At 62.0% G+C, this 17,957-nt stretch carries 20 protein-coding genes and 1 riboswitch; of the genes, 12 read left to right on the top strand and 8 right to left on the bottom strand.

Translation table 11 applies throughout. The features are described from left to right. Positions 1–16 precede the first annotated feature (16 nt). From B2S33_RS18225 to B2S33_RS18240, 4 genes are all read right to left on the bottom strand, one after another. Complete coding sequence (locus B2S33_RS18225) at positions 17–403, bottom strand: cobalamin biosynthesis protein (protein ID WP_104926243.1); 387 nt, start codon at positions 401–403, stop codon at positions 17–19. Then, a complete protein-coding gene (locus B2S33_RS18230) occupies positions 400–1,086 on the bottom strand; it encodes a CbtA family protein (protein WP_028687456.1) in 687 nt (228 codons plus the stop codon). The genes B2S33_RS18225 and B2S33_RS18230 overlap by 4 nt, the downstream gene beginning before the upstream one ends. A gap of 10 nt (positions 1,087–1,096) precedes the next feature. Further along, positions 1,097–1,288, bottom strand: coding sequence for a CbtB domain-containing protein (locus B2S33_RS18235; RefSeq protein WP_027914945.1), 192 nt, complete (start codon positions 1,286–1,288; stop codon positions 1,097–1,099). 88 nt (positions 1,289–1,376) lie between these two features. Further along, a riboswitch (cobalamin riboswitch) is annotated at positions 1,377–1,599 on the bottom strand. Positions 1,600–1,643: 44 nt separating this feature from the next. Then, entirely contained in the window at positions 1,644–2,123 is a 480-nt protein-coding gene (locus B2S33_RS18240; RefSeq protein WP_288650777.1) for a GNAT family N-acetyltransferase, read from the bottom strand. Positions 2,124–2,257: 134 nt separating this feature from the next. On the opposite strand from B2S33_RS18240, the gene B2S33_RS18245 reads away from it, so the two are divergent. From B2S33_RS18245 to B2S33_RS18260, 4 genes are all read left to right on the top strand, one after another. Continuing rightward, the gene (locus B2S33_RS18245; protein WP_033695049.1) at positions 2,258–2,881 is read left to right on the top strand and encodes a LysE family translocator; all 624 of its coding nucleotides are present in this window, start codon (positions 2,258–2,260) and stop codon (positions 2,879–2,881) included. Between the two features lie 20 nt (positions 2,882–2,901). Then, positions 2,902–3,822 (top strand): alpha/beta fold hydrolase, encoded by a 921-nt coding sequence (locus B2S33_RS18250; RefSeq protein ID WP_088523472.1) that lies wholly within the window; start codon positions 2,902–2,904, stop codon positions 3,820–3,822. Positions 3,823–3,867: 45 nt separating this feature from the next. Further along, on the top strand, positions 3,868–4,731 hold the full coding sequence (locus B2S33_RS18255; protein ID WP_110606445.1) for a pirin family protein: 864 nt from the start codon (positions 3,868–3,870) through the stop codon (positions 4,729–4,731). Between the two features lie 220 nt (positions 4,732–4,951). Next, positions 4,952–5,212, top strand: a complete 261-nt coding sequence (locus tag B2S33_RS18260; protein WP_027914949.1) for a DUF1652 domain-containing protein — start codon at positions 4,952–4,954, stop codon at positions 5,210–5,212. Positions 5,213–5,245: 33 nt separating this feature from the next. Here B2S33_RS18260 and B2S33_RS18265 read toward each other — a convergent pair whose 3' ends face one another. Both B2S33_RS18265 and alkB read right to left on the bottom strand, forming a co-directional pair. Continuing rightward, positions 5,246–5,533, bottom strand: a complete 288-nt coding sequence (locus B2S33_RS18265; RefSeq protein WP_049695925.1) for a hypothetical protein — start codon at positions 5,531–5,533, stop codon at positions 5,246–5,248. Between the two features lie 142 nt (positions 5,534–5,675). After that, positions 5,676–6,323 carry a DNA oxidative demethylase AlkB gene (alkB, locus tag B2S33_RS18270; protein WP_288650780.1) on the bottom strand — a complete coding sequence of 216 codons (648 nt, stop codon included), beginning with the start codon at positions 6,321–6,323 and terminating at the stop codon, positions 5,676–5,678. A gap of 171 nt (positions 6,324–6,494) precedes the next feature. Here alkB and B2S33_RS18275 point away from each other — a divergent pair, with 171 nt between their 5' ends. From B2S33_RS18275 to B2S33_RS18310, 8 genes are all read left to right on the top strand, one after another. After that, positions 6,495–7,238 (top strand): gluconate 2-dehydrogenase subunit 3 family protein, encoded by a 744-nt coding sequence (locus B2S33_RS18275; RefSeq protein WP_027914952.1) that lies wholly within the window; start codon positions 6,495–6,497, stop codon positions 7,236–7,238. Positions 7,239–7,241: 3 nt separating this feature from the next. After that, positions 7,242–9,026 carry a GMC family oxidoreductase gene (locus tag B2S33_RS18280; RefSeq protein WP_145279999.1) on the top strand — a complete coding sequence of 595 codons (1,785 nt, stop codon included), beginning with the start codon at positions 7,242–7,244 and terminating at the stop codon, positions 9,024–9,026. Between the two features lie 48 nt (positions 9,027–9,074). Beyond that, positions 9,075–10,349, top strand: coding sequence for a c-type cytochrome (locus tag B2S33_RS18285; RefSeq protein ID WP_371259673.1), 1,275 nt, complete (start codon positions 9,075–9,077; stop codon positions 10,347–10,349). A 323-nt stretch (positions 10,350–10,672) separates the two neighbouring features. Continuing rightward, positions 10,673–11,692 (top strand): LacI family DNA-binding transcriptional regulator, encoded by a 1,020-nt coding sequence (locus B2S33_RS18290; RefSeq protein ID WP_288650783.1) that lies wholly within the window; start codon positions 10,673–10,675, stop codon positions 11,690–11,692. Positions 11,693–11,766: 74 nt separating this feature from the next. Further along, positions 11,767–12,555, top strand: coding sequence for a sugar phosphate isomerase/epimerase family protein (locus tag B2S33_RS18295; protein ID WP_028687447.1), 789 nt, complete (start codon positions 11,767–11,769; stop codon positions 12,553–12,555). Continuing rightward, a complete protein-coding gene (locus tag B2S33_RS18300; RefSeq protein ID WP_280076880.1) occupies positions 12,548–13,513 on the top strand; it encodes a sugar kinase in 966 nt (321 codons plus the stop codon). The genes B2S33_RS18295 and B2S33_RS18300 overlap by 8 nt, the downstream gene beginning before the upstream one ends. Before the next feature lie 43 nt (positions 13,514–13,556). Next, positions 13,557–14,861, top strand: a complete 1,305-nt coding sequence (locus tag B2S33_RS18305) for an MFS transporter (RefSeq protein WP_028687445.1) — start codon at positions 13,557–13,559, stop codon at positions 14,859–14,861. Beyond that, positions 14,858–15,820: a 2-hydroxyacid dehydrogenase gene (locus tag B2S33_RS18310; protein ID WP_288650785.1), complete on the top strand. Its 963-nt coding sequence runs from the start codon at positions 14,858–14,860 to the stop codon at positions 15,818–15,820. Before B2S33_RS18305 ends, B2S33_RS18310 begins: the two co-directional genes overlap by 4 nt. Positions 15,821–15,844: 24 nt before the next feature. On the opposite strand, the gene B2S33_RS18315 is transcribed toward B2S33_RS18310, so the two are convergent. Continuing rightward, complete coding sequence (locus B2S33_RS18315; protein WP_242810511.1) at positions 15,845–16,795, bottom strand: endonuclease; 951 nt, start codon at positions 16,793–16,795, stop codon at positions 15,845–15,847. A gap of 122 nt (positions 16,796–16,917) precedes the next feature. Then, positions 16,918–17,913 carry an aldo/keto reductase gene (locus B2S33_RS18320; protein ID WP_288650787.1) on the bottom strand — a complete coding sequence of 332 codons (996 nt, stop codon included), beginning with the start codon at positions 17,911–17,913 and terminating at the stop codon, positions 16,918–16,920. Positions 17,914–17,957 lie beyond the last annotated feature (44 nt).

The raw sequence follows: 17,957 nt of genomic DNA on the forward strand, positions 1-17,957 counted from the left end.
ACAAGGGTGAGCGGGATCAATGAGCGATGGCGAGGGTCGCAGGGCCCAGGGTTTGACGCGTGATCAGAAGCTTCGTTTCGCCATTGTACTGGTCGGCCATTGCCAGTGCTGCACTCTCTGCCACGCCCCAGCACCCGCTGTGCGCAAAAGCGACGGCTGAGCGGTGGCTCAGATGCGCTTCGAAGCGATTCAAGTGCGGTGCAGGGTAGAACAACAGAGGCAGCGCCAGATGGCTCGCCAATGCATGCAGCCCCGGCTCGTGCGCCTTGAGATCGATGCTGGCGATACCGTGGAGGTACGCAGCGTCCAGGCCCCGCTGAGCGAGGCCTTGTTCGAGCAAGGTCAACAACCTGTCCATCGGGCAACCACCACGGCAGCCAAACCCTGCATAGAACGGCTTCACACCGAGCGGCTGAAGCGACGATACAGGCCTGCGCTGATCAGGCCAAGGGCGAGCCAGAATGCTGCATTGGTAAGCCAGGACGCCACCTGGAACTGGGTCTCCAGGGCTGCTGGAGCCAAACTCTGGTGCACTTCAGGCTGAGGGGCGCCTATGACGTGCGGCAACACCAGGACAATGACGCCCAACACCTTCAATGCCCAATGGCGGGCGAACACCAGCAGTGCGAGGCCTACGGCCGTGGCACCCGCAGCGCCAGCCCACCAAACCTGTCGCTGCGCCAGGTCCGCCGCCGCGGTTCCCGGGAGCTCCGGCGGCAATCCGAGCGTGGGCGCCAGACAGAACACGGCGAAACCAGCAAGGCCCCAGGCAGCACCGCTGGCCGTGGTGCGCGGTTGGCGCAGGCTGTACAAGCCAGCCAGTATCAAGGCGAACCCCACTGCCACCACCAGGTTGCCGCCGGTGGTCGAGAGCGTGCGCTGCCAGCCCTCTTCAGGCGACCAGGCCTCGTCACTGTGCTCATGGGCGGCCTCGGTACCTTGGGCATGCGAATGTGCCGGCGCCGACGCCTCGTATGTCTCCGCTTGCAGGATCAACGGGCTGACCCACAAACTTTGCAGTACGGTCAGCAACAGTGCCGCCAGCAGTCCGCTGAAGCCCGCCGTACGGGCGATGTGCGTGATCATGGGCGGCAACTCAGTGGCAGGGGAAGGCGGCGCTGTGACGGGTGTCATGCGCAGCATTATGAACGGCTTCGATGTGCGAGAAGCCGGCAAAGTAAACCAGGCACAGGCCCAGCAGGCCGGCGCTTGCAGCCACGACAATGCGTTGACTGAGGGATACGGGTGCAACGATGCTGCTAACGTGCGGGCGGGTAGTGACGGGCATTGGCGCCTTCCTCTGCGTGTAGGCGACGGGCAGGCGCGGCAGCTGCGGGCGATACCCGCAGGAGTGCGACAGCGCCCGCCCACCGCGGGGTGTTGATGAACGTCAGGCCGGTCTCCGGGCTTGCGAGGAGGAGGGTATCTCCTGGGCAGCGTCACCTTCCCATGCCGTATCTGCTGGCACAGTGGTAAAGACGCCTCACTCGCTTACCGTTGCGGGGGCAGCACCGGAATAGTCCAGGCCTATAAGGCAAGCCTGCGACGCACCGATTTCCCGTTTCACCCTCTAGGGGCACCTGACGCAATGCGATAGAAAAGCACGCGGCCCGCGTTGCGTCAAATGCACAGGCTACGCTCGATCATTGCTGGGCGAAGGCAATCAGCCGCTCGCCATCGAGCCGATAACGCAGCCACTCCGTTTGCGGTTGCGCCCCCAGTGCGTCATAGAACCCGATGGCCGGCTCGTTCCAATCCAGCACACTCCATTCAAGGCGACCGCAGCCTTTGGCAACCGCCTGCTTGGCAATGTACCTGATCAACTGGCGCCCGGCGCCATCGCCACGGTCGTTGGGCGAGATGTAAAGGTCTTCCAGGTAGATGCCATTGCGCCCGAGCCAGGTCGAGTAATTGTAGAAGTAGATGGCAAAACCAATCGCACGGCCTTCACGTTCGGCCATCAGGCAATGAACGGTGCTGTCGGCGTCGAACAGGCTGCGCTCGATGTCCTGGGTAGTGGCCAGTACCTCTTCTCGGGCGCGTTCGTACTCGGCCAATTCGGTAATGAAGTCCAGAATTTGTTGGGCATCGGTGCGTAGGGCAGGGCGAATTACAAGACTCATCGAGCGCTTATCCTTTGTCGGCTGCGAGTGATACAGCTATGTGTATCTGCAAAATTCTCTATATCTGTACTGCTAGGGGGCAAAGGGCTATGGGCTAGTGTGAACCCTTTCCTGAACCCAGTGGAATACCCGTCATGTTCGCCTCGCTCGACCTCTTGATCGCCTTCGTGCTGTTCGCTTTCGTTTCTTCCATCACCCCCGGGCCCAACAACACCATGCTGTTGGCTTCGGGCGTGAATTTCGGTGTGCGCCGCTCGGTGCCACACGCGCTGGGCGTCAGCGTCGGGTTCATGGTCATGGTCCTTGCCGTCGGCTTGGGTCTGGGAGAGGTCTTCAAGGCCTGGCCTGCGCTCTATACCGTGTTGCGCTATGCCGGAGCGGCCTATCTGCTGTACCTGGCCTGGAAAATTGCCACCTCAGGGCCGGTTGGCACCGCCTCTACGGCAGAGCCAAAGCCGATTGGCTTTTGGGCCGCGGCTGCCTTCCAATGGGTCAACCCAAAGGCTTGGGTGATGGCCATAGGTGCGATAACGACCTACACCCCAGCGCAAGGCTACGTTGCCAACGTGGTGGTCATCGCCGCCGTGTTTGCCTTGGTGAACTTGCCCAGCGTCGGTGTGTGGGTCATGTTCGGCAGTGCCCTTCGTGGCCTGCTGCAAAACCCACGCTGGCTGATGCTGTTCAATGTCCTGATGGCTGCACTGCTGGTCGTTTCGCTCTACCCGCTGCTGTTTGTAGAATCTACGTTCCACCCTTGAGGCAGAAGGCAGCGCCCACCATGCAACTGACACCGTGGTCCCACGATTGTAGCGAAGGGTTCACCCTGCGCGGCTGGCGCAGCGAGCCTACAGGGCGGCCCCTCCTGCACTTTCTGCACGGCAACGGGTTTTGCTCGCTCGCCTACCAACCGCTGCTGATGCAACTGGGACAACACTTCGATCTCTGGCTCAGCGACGTTCAGGGGCACGGAGACAGTGACCACGCAGGCCCATTCCGTGGCTGGAACCGCACGGCAGCGCTGGCGGCTGAAGCTTTCAGCGCGCATGTGGCTGAGTACGCAGATGTACCCCGCCTTGCCATCGGCCACAGCTTCGGCGGGGTGCTCACCGGGTTGTTGCTGGCCAGTGAGCCGCAGTTGTTCGAGCGCGCTGTGCTGCTCGACCCGGTGATTTTCAGTAGGCGCATGCTGTTTTCGATGAAGCTGGCCGCCTGCTTCGGGCTGAACCGGCACCATGCGCTGGCGCGCAAAACGGCCGGCAGGCGCAGCACCTGGCCCGACCGCCACTCAGCCATGATTTCCCTGCAAGGGCGGGGCATCTTCAAAGGCTGGAGCGACGCGGCATTGCAGGCCTATGTGTCGCATGCGATCGCCGAAGGCGAGGGCGGCGTGCTGCTCAAGTGTCGCCCAAGCCGCGAAGTGGACATCTTCAGTACCTATCCGTCCCACCTGTGGTCAAGCCTGTCGCGTATCGGCGTGTCGACGCGTGTGCTGTACGGCAGCCAGACCTACCCTTATGTGCGGGCCTCGGCGTTACGGCTGGCAGCGCTCAACCCTCATGTCAGTGTTCAGGAGGTGGGCGGCGGACACTGTTTCATGCAGGAATACCCTGAGGCTGCGGCGCAGGAGGTGCTGGCTTTCCTTCGACCCAGCGTCCTACCGGTAGAACAGGCTGGACCGTTTCAGGTAGCTAGCCCGTGAGTCGATGCAACGTTAAGGTGGCACCCGGACGTTGAGGAGCGCACGATGAAGACGATTTTGCATACCCATTCCAATCCTGCCGGGCACTGGGTAGGCGATGGCTTTCCGGTGCGAAGCCTGTTCACCTATGACGACGACGTCAGTCGCACCAGCCCGTTTCTGCTTCTCGATTACGCCGGGCCCCACACCTTCGCCCCCACCTCGACGCGTCGCGGCGTAGGGGCTCATCCGCACCGGGGTTTCGAGACAGTCACGATCGTTTACCAAGGCGAACTGGAGCATCGCGACTCAACGGGCGCCGGCGGAGTAATAGGACCGGGTGACGTTCAGTGGATGACCGCTGCAGACGGCATCGTTCATGAAGAGTTTCACTCACCTGGATTCGCCCGCAGCGCAGGCGTTTTGGAGTCAGTGCAACTGTGGGTGAACCTTCCGGCCCGATTCAAGCGCGCTCCGGCCGGCTATCAGACCCTGGGCAGCGCCGATATCCCCACGGTGAATCTGGGTGCGGGCGCGGGCAGCCTGCGTGTGATCGCAGGTGAGTACCAGGGGGTGAGCGGGCCGGCGCGCACGTTTACGCCGATGGACGTGTGGGACCTGGACCTTGAGGCCGGCGCTAAACTGGTGCTCCCTATCCCGGCAGGCCGCACGGCTGCGGTGGTGACCCTGCAAGGCGGTTTGCGGTTGAACCAGGTCAGCGAGGCCGGCCCGTGCTCAGTGACGGTATTGGCCCGTGACGGTGCCGATGTGCTGCTTGAAGCCCTGCAGCCCGCCCGTGTGCTGGTGCTGAGCGGTGAGCCTATCGACGAGCCTGTGGTGGCATACGGTCCCTTCGTGATGAACACGCGGGAAGAAATCATCGAGTCCATCGAAGGCTTTCAGTTGGGGAAGTTCGGCCGTATGCCCTGAACGCGCACCGTCCTGGAGCGCGAAGAACCACCCGTCGCACCGATTCGACACGGCTCGAACTACCCAGCACCGCTCGGGTTCTTCAGCTAAGGTGCAGATGGAACCCCGCACGATCGATAACGCATATCCACATGCGCACCGACAGGTTCCTCTTCCTGTGGCCCTGTGCCTGGCCCCAGGCCTGTCCCACCGCAAGTTAATCCAGAGAGGGCTCTCTGCCATGTCACTGTTAGGCGTATCGACACTGGAACTGCGACAGATGATCGAACAGGCATGCTTGCCAGATCGTTGTGAAATCAACTGTGCCGATGGCTCACACCTGACCATCCGGCTCGGCAATGGTCAGGATCTGACAGAGGCCGTCACGCTTTGCGATGTTCCGCTGAGCAGTCTGAACAGCAGCAGGGACTTGGTTAACCTGGTCGGCCAATTACACGCAATGCGTGACAGTGCTCCCATGCACTCGAAGAAATTAGCCTGACCGCGCGGCGCAAAGCTCGCTTCTAACCTGCCGTCACTGCAACTCAAGCAGAAGATTGAGCCCACCGTCGCCGCACTTGCCCTGGTCTCTGACAACGCCATGGTAACTGCGCCCGTCCCAGATGAACGCGACACTGTGCGCACGGTGCACCTTATTAGGCAGAGGCGGGCAGATGTGCAGACGCAGTGCAGGCCGACCTTGCAGGTTGAGCGGCGCAAGCTGGCACTGGCACTCGACGCTTTGCGCCACGGGACCGAACAGGGTGTCGCGGACGTAGTCGAGTTGCACCGATGCATTTGGAGCGCGGCCTGGCATTCTCATGATCGCTGCTCTCTGATCGAAGTACGTGCTAGGGCATGCAGATTTGTCATGACGATCTCCTGTAGGAAAGGCATTCGAGGAGGTTGCAGGCTGCATGGGAGCCCGGTCCTGCTCCATGCGTTCAATTCGATTGCTTCGTCGTTCAGGCCCCTGCCTTGCGAAACGTCAGGTTGATGCGCCGCGGGCCCATGCGTGGGTGCACGCCAGGCTTGATGGGCAGGACGCCATGAAAGCGTAGACGGTCTTCACCACCCCACACCAGCACATCGCCATGATTCAAGGCAATACGCTGGGTCTTGTCCGCGCGTTGCAAGCCACCCAACAGGAACACGGCAGGCAAACCCAGGGAAAGGGACACGATGGGTTGGCTGAAATCCTGCTCATCACGATCCTGATGCAGGCTCAGACGAATGCCCGGCAGGTAATGATTGATCAGGCACGCATCCGGTACGAAGCCATCGAACCCTGCACGCGCAGCGCACTGCGTGGCCAAGGCCAGAAGCACGGGCGGCATCATCGGCCAGGGTCTGCCGGACAGCGGGTCCACGGGGCTGTATCGGTAACCGCGTTCGTCACTGATCCAACCGAGTGCGCCGCAGTTGGTCAGGCCCACAGCCATGCTCAAACCGCCAGGCGTACGCATGTGCCGCCATGGCGCTGATCGCAGGATCGGGCGAAGCGCATCCAGTACGTGCTCGACGTCATCTAGCGCGACGCCAGGCAACAGTATCGTGCGGGGTGCCAGCTGCTGCGGTTGGGCCCCGAACAGGTCCAGATCGGATTGGATCATCAGTCTGACTATTCCAGTAAGCCTGTTATCCAGCAGAAGAAAGCTGGCGTCTTTGAGCGTTCACTATCAGTCAGTCGCCAAATAATTCAAAACGTTTCTGAACGCCATTCGTCCGTTGATGGTCTTCATCGTGCCGTGGCCGCGGTAGCCGATTGACGATGAGGATTACATATGTCTGAGCATGTACCGGACAACCCCCGCAGGGACTTCCTGCGCAAGACCTTGACCTTGATACCGGTGGTAACGGTGGCCAGTACCGGTATTGGGCTGGGCGCAGCCACCGCCCTGGCCGAGCCGGTACGCCCGCCTGAGCAGCCTGAAGCCAAACCCGCTGACACTGCCTACCATCCTGCGTTCTTCACCCCAGAGGAGTTCGCCTTCGTCCAGGCAGCGGTCAGCCGGCTCATTCCAGCCGACGCGCTAGGGCCTGGTGCCCTCGAGGCCGGCGCTGCGCAGTATATCGACCGTCAGATGGGCACGGCCTACGCCAGCGGCGGGCTCTGGTACATGCAAGGCCCGTTCGAGGCCGATGCGGCACCCGAGCTTGGCTATCAATTGCAACTGACCCCGCAGCAGATCTACCGCTTGGGAATTGCAGGTGTGCACCAATGGTGCCTGGCCAACGGCAACAAGGCGTTTCACGCGCGCAGCCCCGAGCAGCAGGACGAGGTGCTGGCGCAGTTGGAGTCTGGTGAGCTGGCGTTGAAGGAGGTGCCGGCCAAAGCATTTTTCAGCCTGCTGCTGCAGAACACGCGCGAAGGCTTTTTCTGCGACCCGGTGCATGGGGGCAACCAGGGCATGGTCGGCTGGAAACTGATCGGTTTTCCCGGCGCGCGCGCCGACTTCATGGATTGGGCAGAGCGTAACGAGCGCTACCCGTTCCCTCCTGTGTCCATCCGCGGCGAGAGGGCTTGAGCCATGGCCAATGCATTGAAGAAGGTCGACGCAGTGATCGTCGGCTTTGGCTGGACGGGGGCAATCATGGCCAAGGAACTGACCGAGGCCGGCCTGCACGTGGTGGCGCTGGAGCGCGGGCCCATGCAGGACACTTACCCCGATGGCAGCTACCCGCAAGTGATCGACGAACTGACTTACAGCGTGCGCAAGAAGCTGTTCGTGGACCTTTCCAAGGAAACGGTGACCATACGCCATACCGTCAACGATGTAGCGTTGCCGTACCGCCAGCTGGGCGCGTTCCTGCCCGGCAAGGGCGTAGGCGGTGCCGGTTTGCACTGGTCGGGCGTACACTTTCGTGTCGACCCGATGGAGCTGCGCATGCGCAGCCACTACGAAGAACGCTACGGCAAGTCCTTCATCCCCCAGGACATGACCATTCAGGATTTCGGCGTCAGTTACGAAGAGTTGGAACCCTACTTCGACTTCGCCGAGAAGGTGTTCGGCACCTCGGGGCAGGCCTGGACGGTCAAGGGTGAACTGGTCGGGCAGGGCAAGGGCGGCAATCCGTTTGCCCCGGACCGTTCCAATCCGTTCCCGCTGCCCTCGCAGAAGAACGTGGTGTCGGCTCAGGTTTTCCAGAAGGCCACCTCGTCGTTGGGCTACCACCCTTACAACCTGCCCTCGGCCAACACATCCGGCCCTTACACCAACCCGTATGGCGCTCAGATGGGACCGTGCAATTTCTGCGGATTTTGCAGCGGCTACGTGTGCTACATGTACTCCAAGGCATCGCCGAACGTAAACATCCTGCCCGCGCTGCGCCAGGTGGAGCACTTCGAGCTAAGGCCCAATGCCCATGTACTGAAGGTGAACCTGGACGACAGCAAGCAGCGTGCGACCGGGGTGACCTACATCGACGCCCAGGGCCGTGAGATGGAACAGCCGGCCGACCTGGTGATCCTGTCGGCTTTTCAGTTCAACAATGTGCGCCTGATGCTGCTTTCTGGCATCGGCAAGCCCTACGACCCGGTCAAGAACGAAGGGGTGGTCGGGCGCAATTTCGCCTATCAGAACATGGGCACGGTCAAGGCCTTTTTCGACAAGGACTTGCACACCAACAACTTCATCGGCGCCGGTGGCAATGGCGTGGCGATCGACGACTTCAATGCCGACAATTTCGACCATGGCCCTCACGGCTTCGTGGGTGGCTCACCGATGTGGGTCAACCAAGCGGGGACCCGGCCCATCGCAGGTGTAGGCAACCCGCCGGGCACGCCTGCATGGGGCAGCGCCTGGAAAAAGGCCACCGCCGACTATTACACCCACCAGATATCCATGGATGCCCACGGCGCGCACCAGTCCTACCGCGGCAATTACCTGGACCTGGACCCTACCTACCGTGATGCCTATGGCTTGCCGCTGCTGCGCATGACCTTCGATTGGCAGGAAAACGACATCCGAATGAACCAGTTCATGGTCGGCAAGCTGAGCGCCATCGCCAAGGCCATGAACCCCAAGGCCATTGCGGTGCTGGGCAAGCAGGTAAAGGAGCATTTCAATACTGCTACCTACCAGACGACTCACCTCAACGGTGGGGCGATCATGGGGACCGACCCCAAAACCAGCGCTTTGAACCGCTATTTACAGTGTTGGGATGTACACAACGTGTTCGTACCTGGGGCCTCGGCGTTCCCGCAGGGGCTTGGCTACAACCCGACCGGTCTGGTCGCTGCGCTGACCTACTGGTCGGCACGGGCCATTCGTGAACGGTACCTGAAGAATCCCGGCCCCCTGGTGGCGGTGTAAGGAGCGATGAGCATGAACAGAATGTTGATCGCCACTGTGCTGGTGGGTATGGGCATGACGGCGCAGACAACGCAGGCAGCGCAGGCCGAACAGACGCTGGTTAGCCAGGGTGAGTACCTGGCGCGTGCAGGGGACTGTGTGGCTTGCCACACGGCCAAGGACGGCAAGCCCTTTGCGGGTGGGTTGCCGATGGAAACGCCCATTGGCACGATCTACTCGACCAACATCACCCCCTCATCCGAGGGCATCGGTCAGTACAGTTTCGAAGACTTCGACCGAGCCCTTCGCCGTGGGATCCGCAAGGATGGCAGTACACTGTACCCGGCCATGCCGTACCCGTCCTATGCGCGGTTGACCGAACCCGACATGCAGGCGTTGTACGCCTACTTCATGAAGGGCGTAACTCCCGTGCAGGAGCCGAACAAGGACACGGACATTCCTTGGCCCCTGAGCATGCGCTGGCCGTTGTCGATCTGGCGCGGTGTATTCGCCCCGAAGCCTGAACATTGGCAGCCGTTGCCCGAGCGAGATCCGGTGATCGATCGCGGCGCTTACCTGGTCGAAGGCCTGGGCCACTGCGGTGCCTGCCATACCCCAAGGGCCCTGACCATGCAGGAAAAAGCGTTGAGTGCAAAGGAGGGCGATGCTTTCCTGGCCGGCAGCGCGCCGCTCGAAGGCTGGGTGGCGAAGAATCTGCGAGGCGATCACAAGGATGGTCTGGGCAGTTGGAGCGAGGCACAGCTGGTGCAGTTTCTCAAGACTGGCCGCAGCGACACCAGTGCCGTGTTCGGTGGCATGAGCGATGTGGTGGAGCACAGCATGCAGTACATGAGCGACGCCGACCTGACAGCCATAGCGCGCTACTTGAAGACCTTGCCGCCCAGCAATCCGAATGACACGCCCCACGTCTACGATCGGCAAGTGGCGGATGCGCTGTGGAAAGGCGACGACAGCAAGCCAGGGGCTGGGGTATATATCGACAATTGCGCCGCCTGCCACCGCACCGATGGCAAGGGGTACACGCGCGTCTTCCCAGCGCTTGCCGGTAACCCGGTGGTGCAGACCCAGGATGCTACCTCGTTGATTCATTTGGTACTCAAGGGTGGGACCCTGCCCGCGACCCGCACGGCGCCCTCGAACTTCACCATGCCGGCCTATGGCTGGCGCCTGAGCGATCAGGAGGTGACTGACGTGGTCAACTTTATCCGCACCAGCTGGGGTAACCAGGGTGAGCCTATCGAGGTCAAGGCGGTGAAAAAGCTTCGCACAAGCGACATGAAGCAGACATCGGGTGATGATCTCGGACAGGTGACCGAGCACTAGCGCTGCAGGGCTATGCCGCTGCCAGGGGCCCTGTGTTTGCACTGCCCCTGCAGCCTGGAATCCCGAGAGTCAAAGCCCTTCCGGCCGCGATAGACCGCGCAGCGGCCCCCAGATTTTAGCTTCGTATCTTACATCGCTGGGGCTTCTGGGCGGCCCATCACGGCTGGTCCGGCGCCCCGGCTAGGCCGCTTCCACAGGGCCCTCCTACTGTTTGAACCGGCAGTAAACAGCATTCCCGATCAACGGTGGATTGACGCGTATAGGCATTTTTTGTTCTAGTGAAACCGGTTTCATCATGATCACAACAACCATAAGGTCCCATCATGAGCCCAGCACCCGCGCCAGCGCGCGACCGTGTCACCATCAGCGAGGTGGCCCGTGTCGCAGGTGTCTCCAAGGCCACCGTTTCCCGGTACATCGGAGGCGATCGCCAGTTGCTGGCCGATGCCACGGCCCAACGCCTGGGCGAGGTGATCGAGCAGCTTGGCTATCGGCCGAACCAGATGGCGCGCGGGCTCAAGCGCGGGCAGACACGACTGATCGGCATGCTGGTCGCCGATATTCTCAATCCCTATTCGGTCGCAGTCATGCACGGCGTGGAGACGGCTTGTCGCCAGCATGGCTACAGCCTTGTAGTGTGCAACACCAACCGCGATGACGAGCAAGAGCGCCACCATCTGCGCGCGTTGCAGTCCTACAACGTGGAAGGGCTGATCGTGAACACCCTGGGCCACCACCCAGGTGAGTTGCTTACCGTCATGCGTGACCTGCCCATCGTGCTGGTCGACCGGCAGTTACCTGAGATTAACGCCGACCTGGTCGGCCTGGACAACGCTCAAGCGATGCAGCAGGGTGTCGAGCATCTGCACGCTCGGGGTTACCGGGACATTCTCGCCGTCACCGAGCCGCTGGACGGTACCAGCTCGCGAGCCGAGCGGGTCCAGGCATTGACAGCCTGTGTCCAAAGCCGCGCCGACATGCAGTGCGAGGTCGTGCGGACCGGCCCGGGATTGTCACAAGCGCTCATCCGTTTCCTGGGCAGCAACGGCACCCGTCCCAAGGCACTTTTCACCCTCAACGGCGTTGCAACGCTGGCGGTCACCACAGCATTGCGCGAGGCCGGGCATGCGCTGTTCGGTAATGTTGGGGTGATCGCCTTGGACGACCTTGACTGGTACCCCTTGGTAGGCAACGGCATCACGGCCCTGGCGCAGCCCACCGAACGCATCGGCATGGCAGCGTTCGAGCACTTGCTCAGTCGCCTGCACGGTGAACAAGGCGCCGCCCGGCGCATCGATTTCAAAGCGTCGCTGATCATACGAGGTTCCACCCCCCTACGTTGAACATAACGGCGGCTAGCGGCCTATCCGCAATGCCTGACGTTCAAAAATGAAACCGGTTTCATAGGACAATAACAATGCATGCAAATCCTGTTTCCATCAGCCTGTCCAGCTACGGCGCAGACTTCGTCCGACAACGCGGTCAGGAGCAGTTCATCGATCTGCTGGCAAGCGCTGGGGCAAGCCGCGTTGAGTTACGTGAGGAATTGTTCTCATGCCAGCCCGACCCGACTGCCTTGGGTGCATTCATCGCCGGTGCAGGGCTGCAGTGCCTCTATTCCACACCGCTGGAGCTTTGGTGCGCAGAGGGTACGCCCGCGCCCGAACTGGGTGCCAAGCTGCGCATCGCCAAGGCACTTGGGGCTGTAGCGGTGAAGGTGTCTTTGGGGCATTACCGAGCTGGCGTCGACATGCAGGTATTGCGGGCGGTGCTACCCGAGGACGGCCCCGTGTTGCTGGTCGAGAACGACCAGACTGAGCACGGTGGGCGGATCGCGCCGCTCGTGGGCTTTTTCGAACAGGCACACGCGTGCGGCGTGCGGGTCGGCATGACGTTCGACATCGGCAACTGGCAGTGGCTGGACGAGCCGGTGCTGGAAGCCGCCAGCCGGCTTGGGCGGTGGGTTGAGTATGTGCACTGCAAAGCAGTGACTCGCCATGGTGGTGGGCGACTGGCTGCCGCTGCACCTCAGGCGCCCGATCTTGAGCACTGGCAGCAGATCCTGGCCCATTTCACACCTGGGGTCATGCGTGCTGTGGAATACCCGCTGCTTGGCGAAGACTTGCTGACCGTGACGCGCAGCCACGTACATCAACTGTCCGCACTGGGTGCGCGCCACTGCGCACGGGAGCTGAGCCATGCCTGATCATGACGTGCTGTGCTTCGGCGAGACCATGGCCATGTTCGTGGCCGATGATGGGGGGGATCTTGCACAGGTCGGGCGTTTCGGCAAACGCATTGCCGGCGCCGACAGCAATGTCGCCATCGGCTTGTCGCGGCTTGGCTTTGGCGTGCGCTGGATCAGCCGGGTCGGCAACGACTCGCTGGGGCGCTTCGTACTCGACAGTTTGCGCGCAGAGGGGATCGACTGCGCGGATGTGCAGGTTGACCCAACGCATCCGACGGGTTTTCAACTGAAGGCGCGCTGCGATGACGGCAGTGACCCTGTCGTCGAGTATTTCCGGCGTGGCTCTGCAGCCAGCCACATGAGCGCTTCGATGCTGGATCCGGCCTGGTTGCGCGCGGACCACCTGCACGTAACCGGCATTCCGCTGGCGCTGTCGGACGGCTGTCGGGGGCTTGCCCATGCGTTGGTCAGCCAGATGCGCAAAGCCGGTCGCACCCTTTCATTCGACCCCAATCTGCGCCCGACGCTATGGCCCGACAAACAGCGCATGATCACCGAGATCAACGCCATTGCTGCCCAGGCCAATTGGGTGCTGCCGGGGCTGGAGGAGGGCCGCCTGCTCACGGGCAGGCAGACACCTGCCGAGATCGCCGGCTTTTACCTGGACCTTGGTGTGGACCTGGTGGTGATCAAGCTGGGCGAGGCGGGCGCCTACTACCGCAGTGCCAACGAGGAGGGCCAAGTCGCGGCCGTACCTGCGCCCTGCGTGGTCGATACCGTGGGCGCTGGCGATGCCTTCGCCGTCGGTGTGCTCAGCGCCTTGCTTGAAGGCCAGCCCGTCGAGCACGCCGTTGCCCGCGGCAATTGGTGCGGCAGCCGCGCGGTGCAGTCGCGCGGTGATATGGAGGGCTTGCCGCACCGGCAGGACCTGACGGCATACGAATCCCCACAAAACCCTGAAATACGCACGGCCTGAATCACCTGTCGCACAAAAACAACAAGCTCAGGAGAAACTCACCATGAAACGTACAAGCCTGGCGCCACGCCGCTGGTGGTACATCATCCCCATCGTGTTCGTCACCTACAGCCTTGCCTATCTGGACCGTGCCAACTACGGCTTCGCAGCCGCATCGGGCATGGCCGAAGACCTGCACATCACCCCTGTGCTGTCCTCGCTACTGGGTGCGCTGTTCTTTCTGGGCTACTTCTTCTTCCAGGTACCGGGGGCTATCTACGCCCAAAAGCGCAGCGTCAAGAAGCTCATTTTCGTCTGCCTGATCCTGTGGGGTGGGCTGGCCACGCTGACCGGCATGGTCAGCAACGTGTACATGCTGATTGGCATCCGTTTTCTGCTGGGTGTGGTAGAGGCGGCGGTGATGCCGGCCATGCTGGTCTACCTGTGCCACTGGTTCACCCGGGCGGAACGTTCGCGCGCCAATACCTTCCTGATGCTGGGCAATCCAGTGACCATACTGTGGATGTCGGTGGTGTCCGGCTACCTGATCAAGCATTTCGACTGGCGCTGGATGTTCATCATCGAGGGTTTGCCGGCGGTCATCTGGGCGTTTTGCTGGTGGCGCCTGGTCGATGACCGGCCTGCGCAGGTTTCATGGCTGAGCGAGCAGGAGAAGAATGATCTGCAACAGGCGCTGGCGGCGGAGCAGCAGGGCATCAAGCCGGTCAAGAACTACCGAGAGGCGTTCCGCTCGCCGCAGGTGATCATTCTGTCACTGCAGTATTTCTGCTGGAGCATTGGCGTGTACGGCTTTGTGCTGTGGCTGCCCTCGATCCTCAAGCAGGCAGCCAACGTCGACATCGTCGAGGCCGGGTGGCTGGCCTCGGTACCCTACCTGGCAGCAGTGATCGCGATGGTGGGCGTCTCCTGGGCCTCCGATCGGATGCAACGGCGCAAGCGCTTCGTGTGGCCACCGCTGCTGGTGGCAGCGCTCGCGTTCTATGGCTCCTACGCTTTGGGGACCGAGCACTTCTGGCTGTCGTATGCACTGCTGGTGGTCGCCGGGGCCTGCATGTATGCCCCCTACGGCCCGTTTTTCGCGATCGTGCCCGAGATTCTGCCGGCCAACGTGGCCGGTGGCGCCATGGCCTTGATCAACAGCATGGGCGCGCTGGGCTCGTTCGGTGGTTCGTGGCTGGTGGGTTACCTCAATGGTGCCACGGGTAGCCCTGCGGCCTCGTACCTGTTCATGTGCGGCGCGCTGCTGTGCGCCGTCGCCCTGACCGCGGCGCTGAACAACTCAACGACCTCCGGGCGTGCCAAGACACCTTGCCTGCGCCCGGCCATCCCTTCCAGGAACCCGACATGAAAAAACGCATCGTGCTGTACAAGGCGTTGTCCCCCGACTTGCTCGCTCGCCTTCAGGCCGCGGCAGAGGTCACCACCGTCGACCTGGCCCGTCCCGATGGCATGGCGCGCTTGCGTGATGCGCTGCCTGGCGCCCACGGGTTGCTGGGCGCCAGTGTGCGCCTGGATGCCAGCCTGCTTGACCTAGCGCCCGAGCTCGAGGTCATTTCCAGTGTCTCGGTGGGCGTGGACAACTATGACATCGCCGACCTTGATCGACGCGGTATCGTGCTTACCAACACCCCCGATGTGTTGACCGAAACCACGGCCGACACCGGCTTCGCACTGATCCTGGCCACCGCCAGGCGGGTGGTGGAACTGGCCAACTGGGTACGCGACGGTCACTGGCGATCGGGCCTTGGTCCTGCGCAGTTCGGCAGCGACGTGCACGGCAAGACGCTGGGCATCGTCGGCATGGGACGGATCGGTGAGGCGCTGGCGCGGCGAGCGGCCGCTGGTTTCGGCATGCAGGTGATCTACCACAGCCAGCGACCCAAGCCTGACGTCGAGGCCCGCTACGGGGCCAGACGCTTTGCTCTGGACGAGCTATTGGCGCAGGCAGATTTCGTCTGCCTCACCGTCCCGTTGAGCGCAGCTACCGAAGGGCTGATCGGGCGCGGGGAGCTGGCGCTGATGAAGCCTGAGGCCATCCTGATCAATATCTCCCGAGGGCGGGTCGTGGACGAACAGGCACTGATCGATGCCCTTGAAACACGGCGCATCCGCGGCGCGGGCCTGGATGTATTCGTCCAGGAGCCATTGGCGGCCGACTCGCCTTTGCTTCGGCTGGACAACGTAGTGGCCACCCCGCACATAGGTTCGGCCACAGAAGAAACTCGGCAAGCGATGGCGCGTCGCGCCGTGGACAACCTGCTCGCCGCGCTGGCGGGTAGGCGCCCGGCCAACGCGGTCAATGGCTGATAAGCCGCCGCTGAGGGTGGTGGATCAACGGCAGTTGCCGGCTTTTCGGTAGCCCGCCGCCTGGGCTTCTACCTCGGTCGCGAACGCGATCTGGTTCTTGGGCGCGACCTGGTGATAGCCCGGGCACCCGGCAGCCAAGTGATACACGTGGCTGTTGCGGTTGCCCAGCACGGCGCCCACCGGGGCTTGGCTAGCGGCGGAGGTACGGACTGGCGCCGCCAATGACGGCTGCACGCCATCGCCCGTGGGTGTGTAGTTCAGCGTCCATTGGCGTTCGCCCGTGACGAACGGATTGGCGTGGCCCATGATGGCGGAGATGCGTCGGTCGCGCTCTTTTTCCCAGGCTGAGACGGGGTGCTGGCGGTCCCATGCCATCAGCAGTTGTTGCTGTTGGCGCGACATGTTCAGGCGGTAACGATCGAACATGTAGAACGTGGTACGGGCGACCAGGCCTTTGACCTCATCCCTTGGCTCGGCCGCGCGTTGGGCGAAATCCACCTTGGTCGTGCACTGGCCATACTCGCCTTGATTACCACTGACCATGCCATAGTTGAAATTGCTGCGGTCCCCGTTCACCTCACCCACGGCTGGGTAGAGGTTGAAGAGGTCGGCCTCCATGGCGCGGAATACCGGGTCGCTGTCCACGCAATGCTCCCGACCGCCGTTTTTCCAACACTGGCGTTGGTTACCGAAGGTATGGGCTGGCACGATGTGCTCCCACTCGGTGCGCTCGGCGCGGTTTTGCTGTTTTCGGGTCTGGTACCCACACGAAGCCGCGTCGATCCGTCCGCCTGACTTGCCTACCCATGTCCATCGGCAGCCGCAGTACAGCTCGCCCATGGCGCTCTTGCCTTGGTCCATGTAGACCTGCTGCTTTGCCACGACCTTGGCTTCAGCAAAGGTGGAGGGCGGATTAGCCCAGGTATAGCCACTTAGAATCAGCAGTAGATGAAGGGCGTAACGCAATGATTTCATGGGTAAACAGCACACAGATTACAGGGGCGTGCATTGTAGTACTTCTACCCAGAGCAGACAGCACACATTGACCACCACGTGTAGGAAAAGGGGTGGCCAATGGGTTTTATCGCACGCTGAGGCTACTTGAAACCGGTGACTGCATGGGGCACGTAGGGTGCTTCGAGCCGAGCGGTTTCCTCAGCCGTCAGGTGCAGGTCAATAGCGGCCAACGCGTCGTCCAGGTGCGCAGGCTTGGACGCACCTACGATGGGCGAGCTGACCCCTTGCTTACCCAGTACCCAGGCAAGCGCCACCTGCGCCATCGGCACGCCGCGTTCCTGGGCAATCTGTTCGACCACGTCGATGACCCGTCCGTCTTGTTCCTCGCTGTTTTCGAAGAATGACTGTCCGGACAGATCAGTGCGAGTCCGCTCGGTCTGCTGGCCATTGGGGCGTGTCAGGCGACCCCGTGCCATAGGGCTCCAGGGCATCAGCCCGACGCCCTGATCCAGGCACAGCGGAATCATTTCGCGCTCTTCCTCGCGGTACAGCAGGTTCAGGAAGTTCTGCATCGACACGAAACGGCTCCAGCCGTTGCTGGCGGCTACCTGTTGCGCCTTGGCAAATTGCCAGGCGTACATCGACGAAGCGCCGATATAGCGCGCTTTGCCCGCCCTGACCACGTCGTTGAGCGCTTCCATGGTCTCTTCGATGGGCGTGGTGTAGTCCCAGCGATGGATCTGGTAAAGGTCGACGTAGTCGGTGCCCAAACGCGAGAGGCTGGCGTCGATACTGGTCATGATCGCCTTGCGCGACAGCCCTTGCTCGTTGAGACGGCTGGCGCCTTGCCACATATTGGCTGGGTAGAAGACCTTGGTGGCGATCACCGTCTCGTCACGCCGGGTGAACTCCTTGAGCAGTTTGCCGAGGATCACCTCGGAAGTGCCCGCTGAATAGCTGTTGGCCGTGTCGAAAAAGTTGATGCCTTGCTCAACGGCGTGGCGAATGATAGGTCTGCTCGCTTCTTCGCCCAGTGTCCAGGGGTGCGTGCCGGCATCCGGCTCGCCGAAGGTCATGCAGCCCAGGCACAACCTGGAAATGTCCAACCCGGTGGTACCCAGTTTCACGTATTGCATCAGTGTGTCCTCGTCAGCCTTTGAATAGGTGCAGCGTACCCTTG

The sequence above is a fragment of the Pseudomonas sp. UBA5568 genome (assembly GCF_002425525.1).
Lineage (GTDB): Bacteria > Pseudomonadota > Gammaproteobacteria > Pseudomonadales > Pseudomonadaceae > Aquipseudomonas > Aquipseudomonas fulva.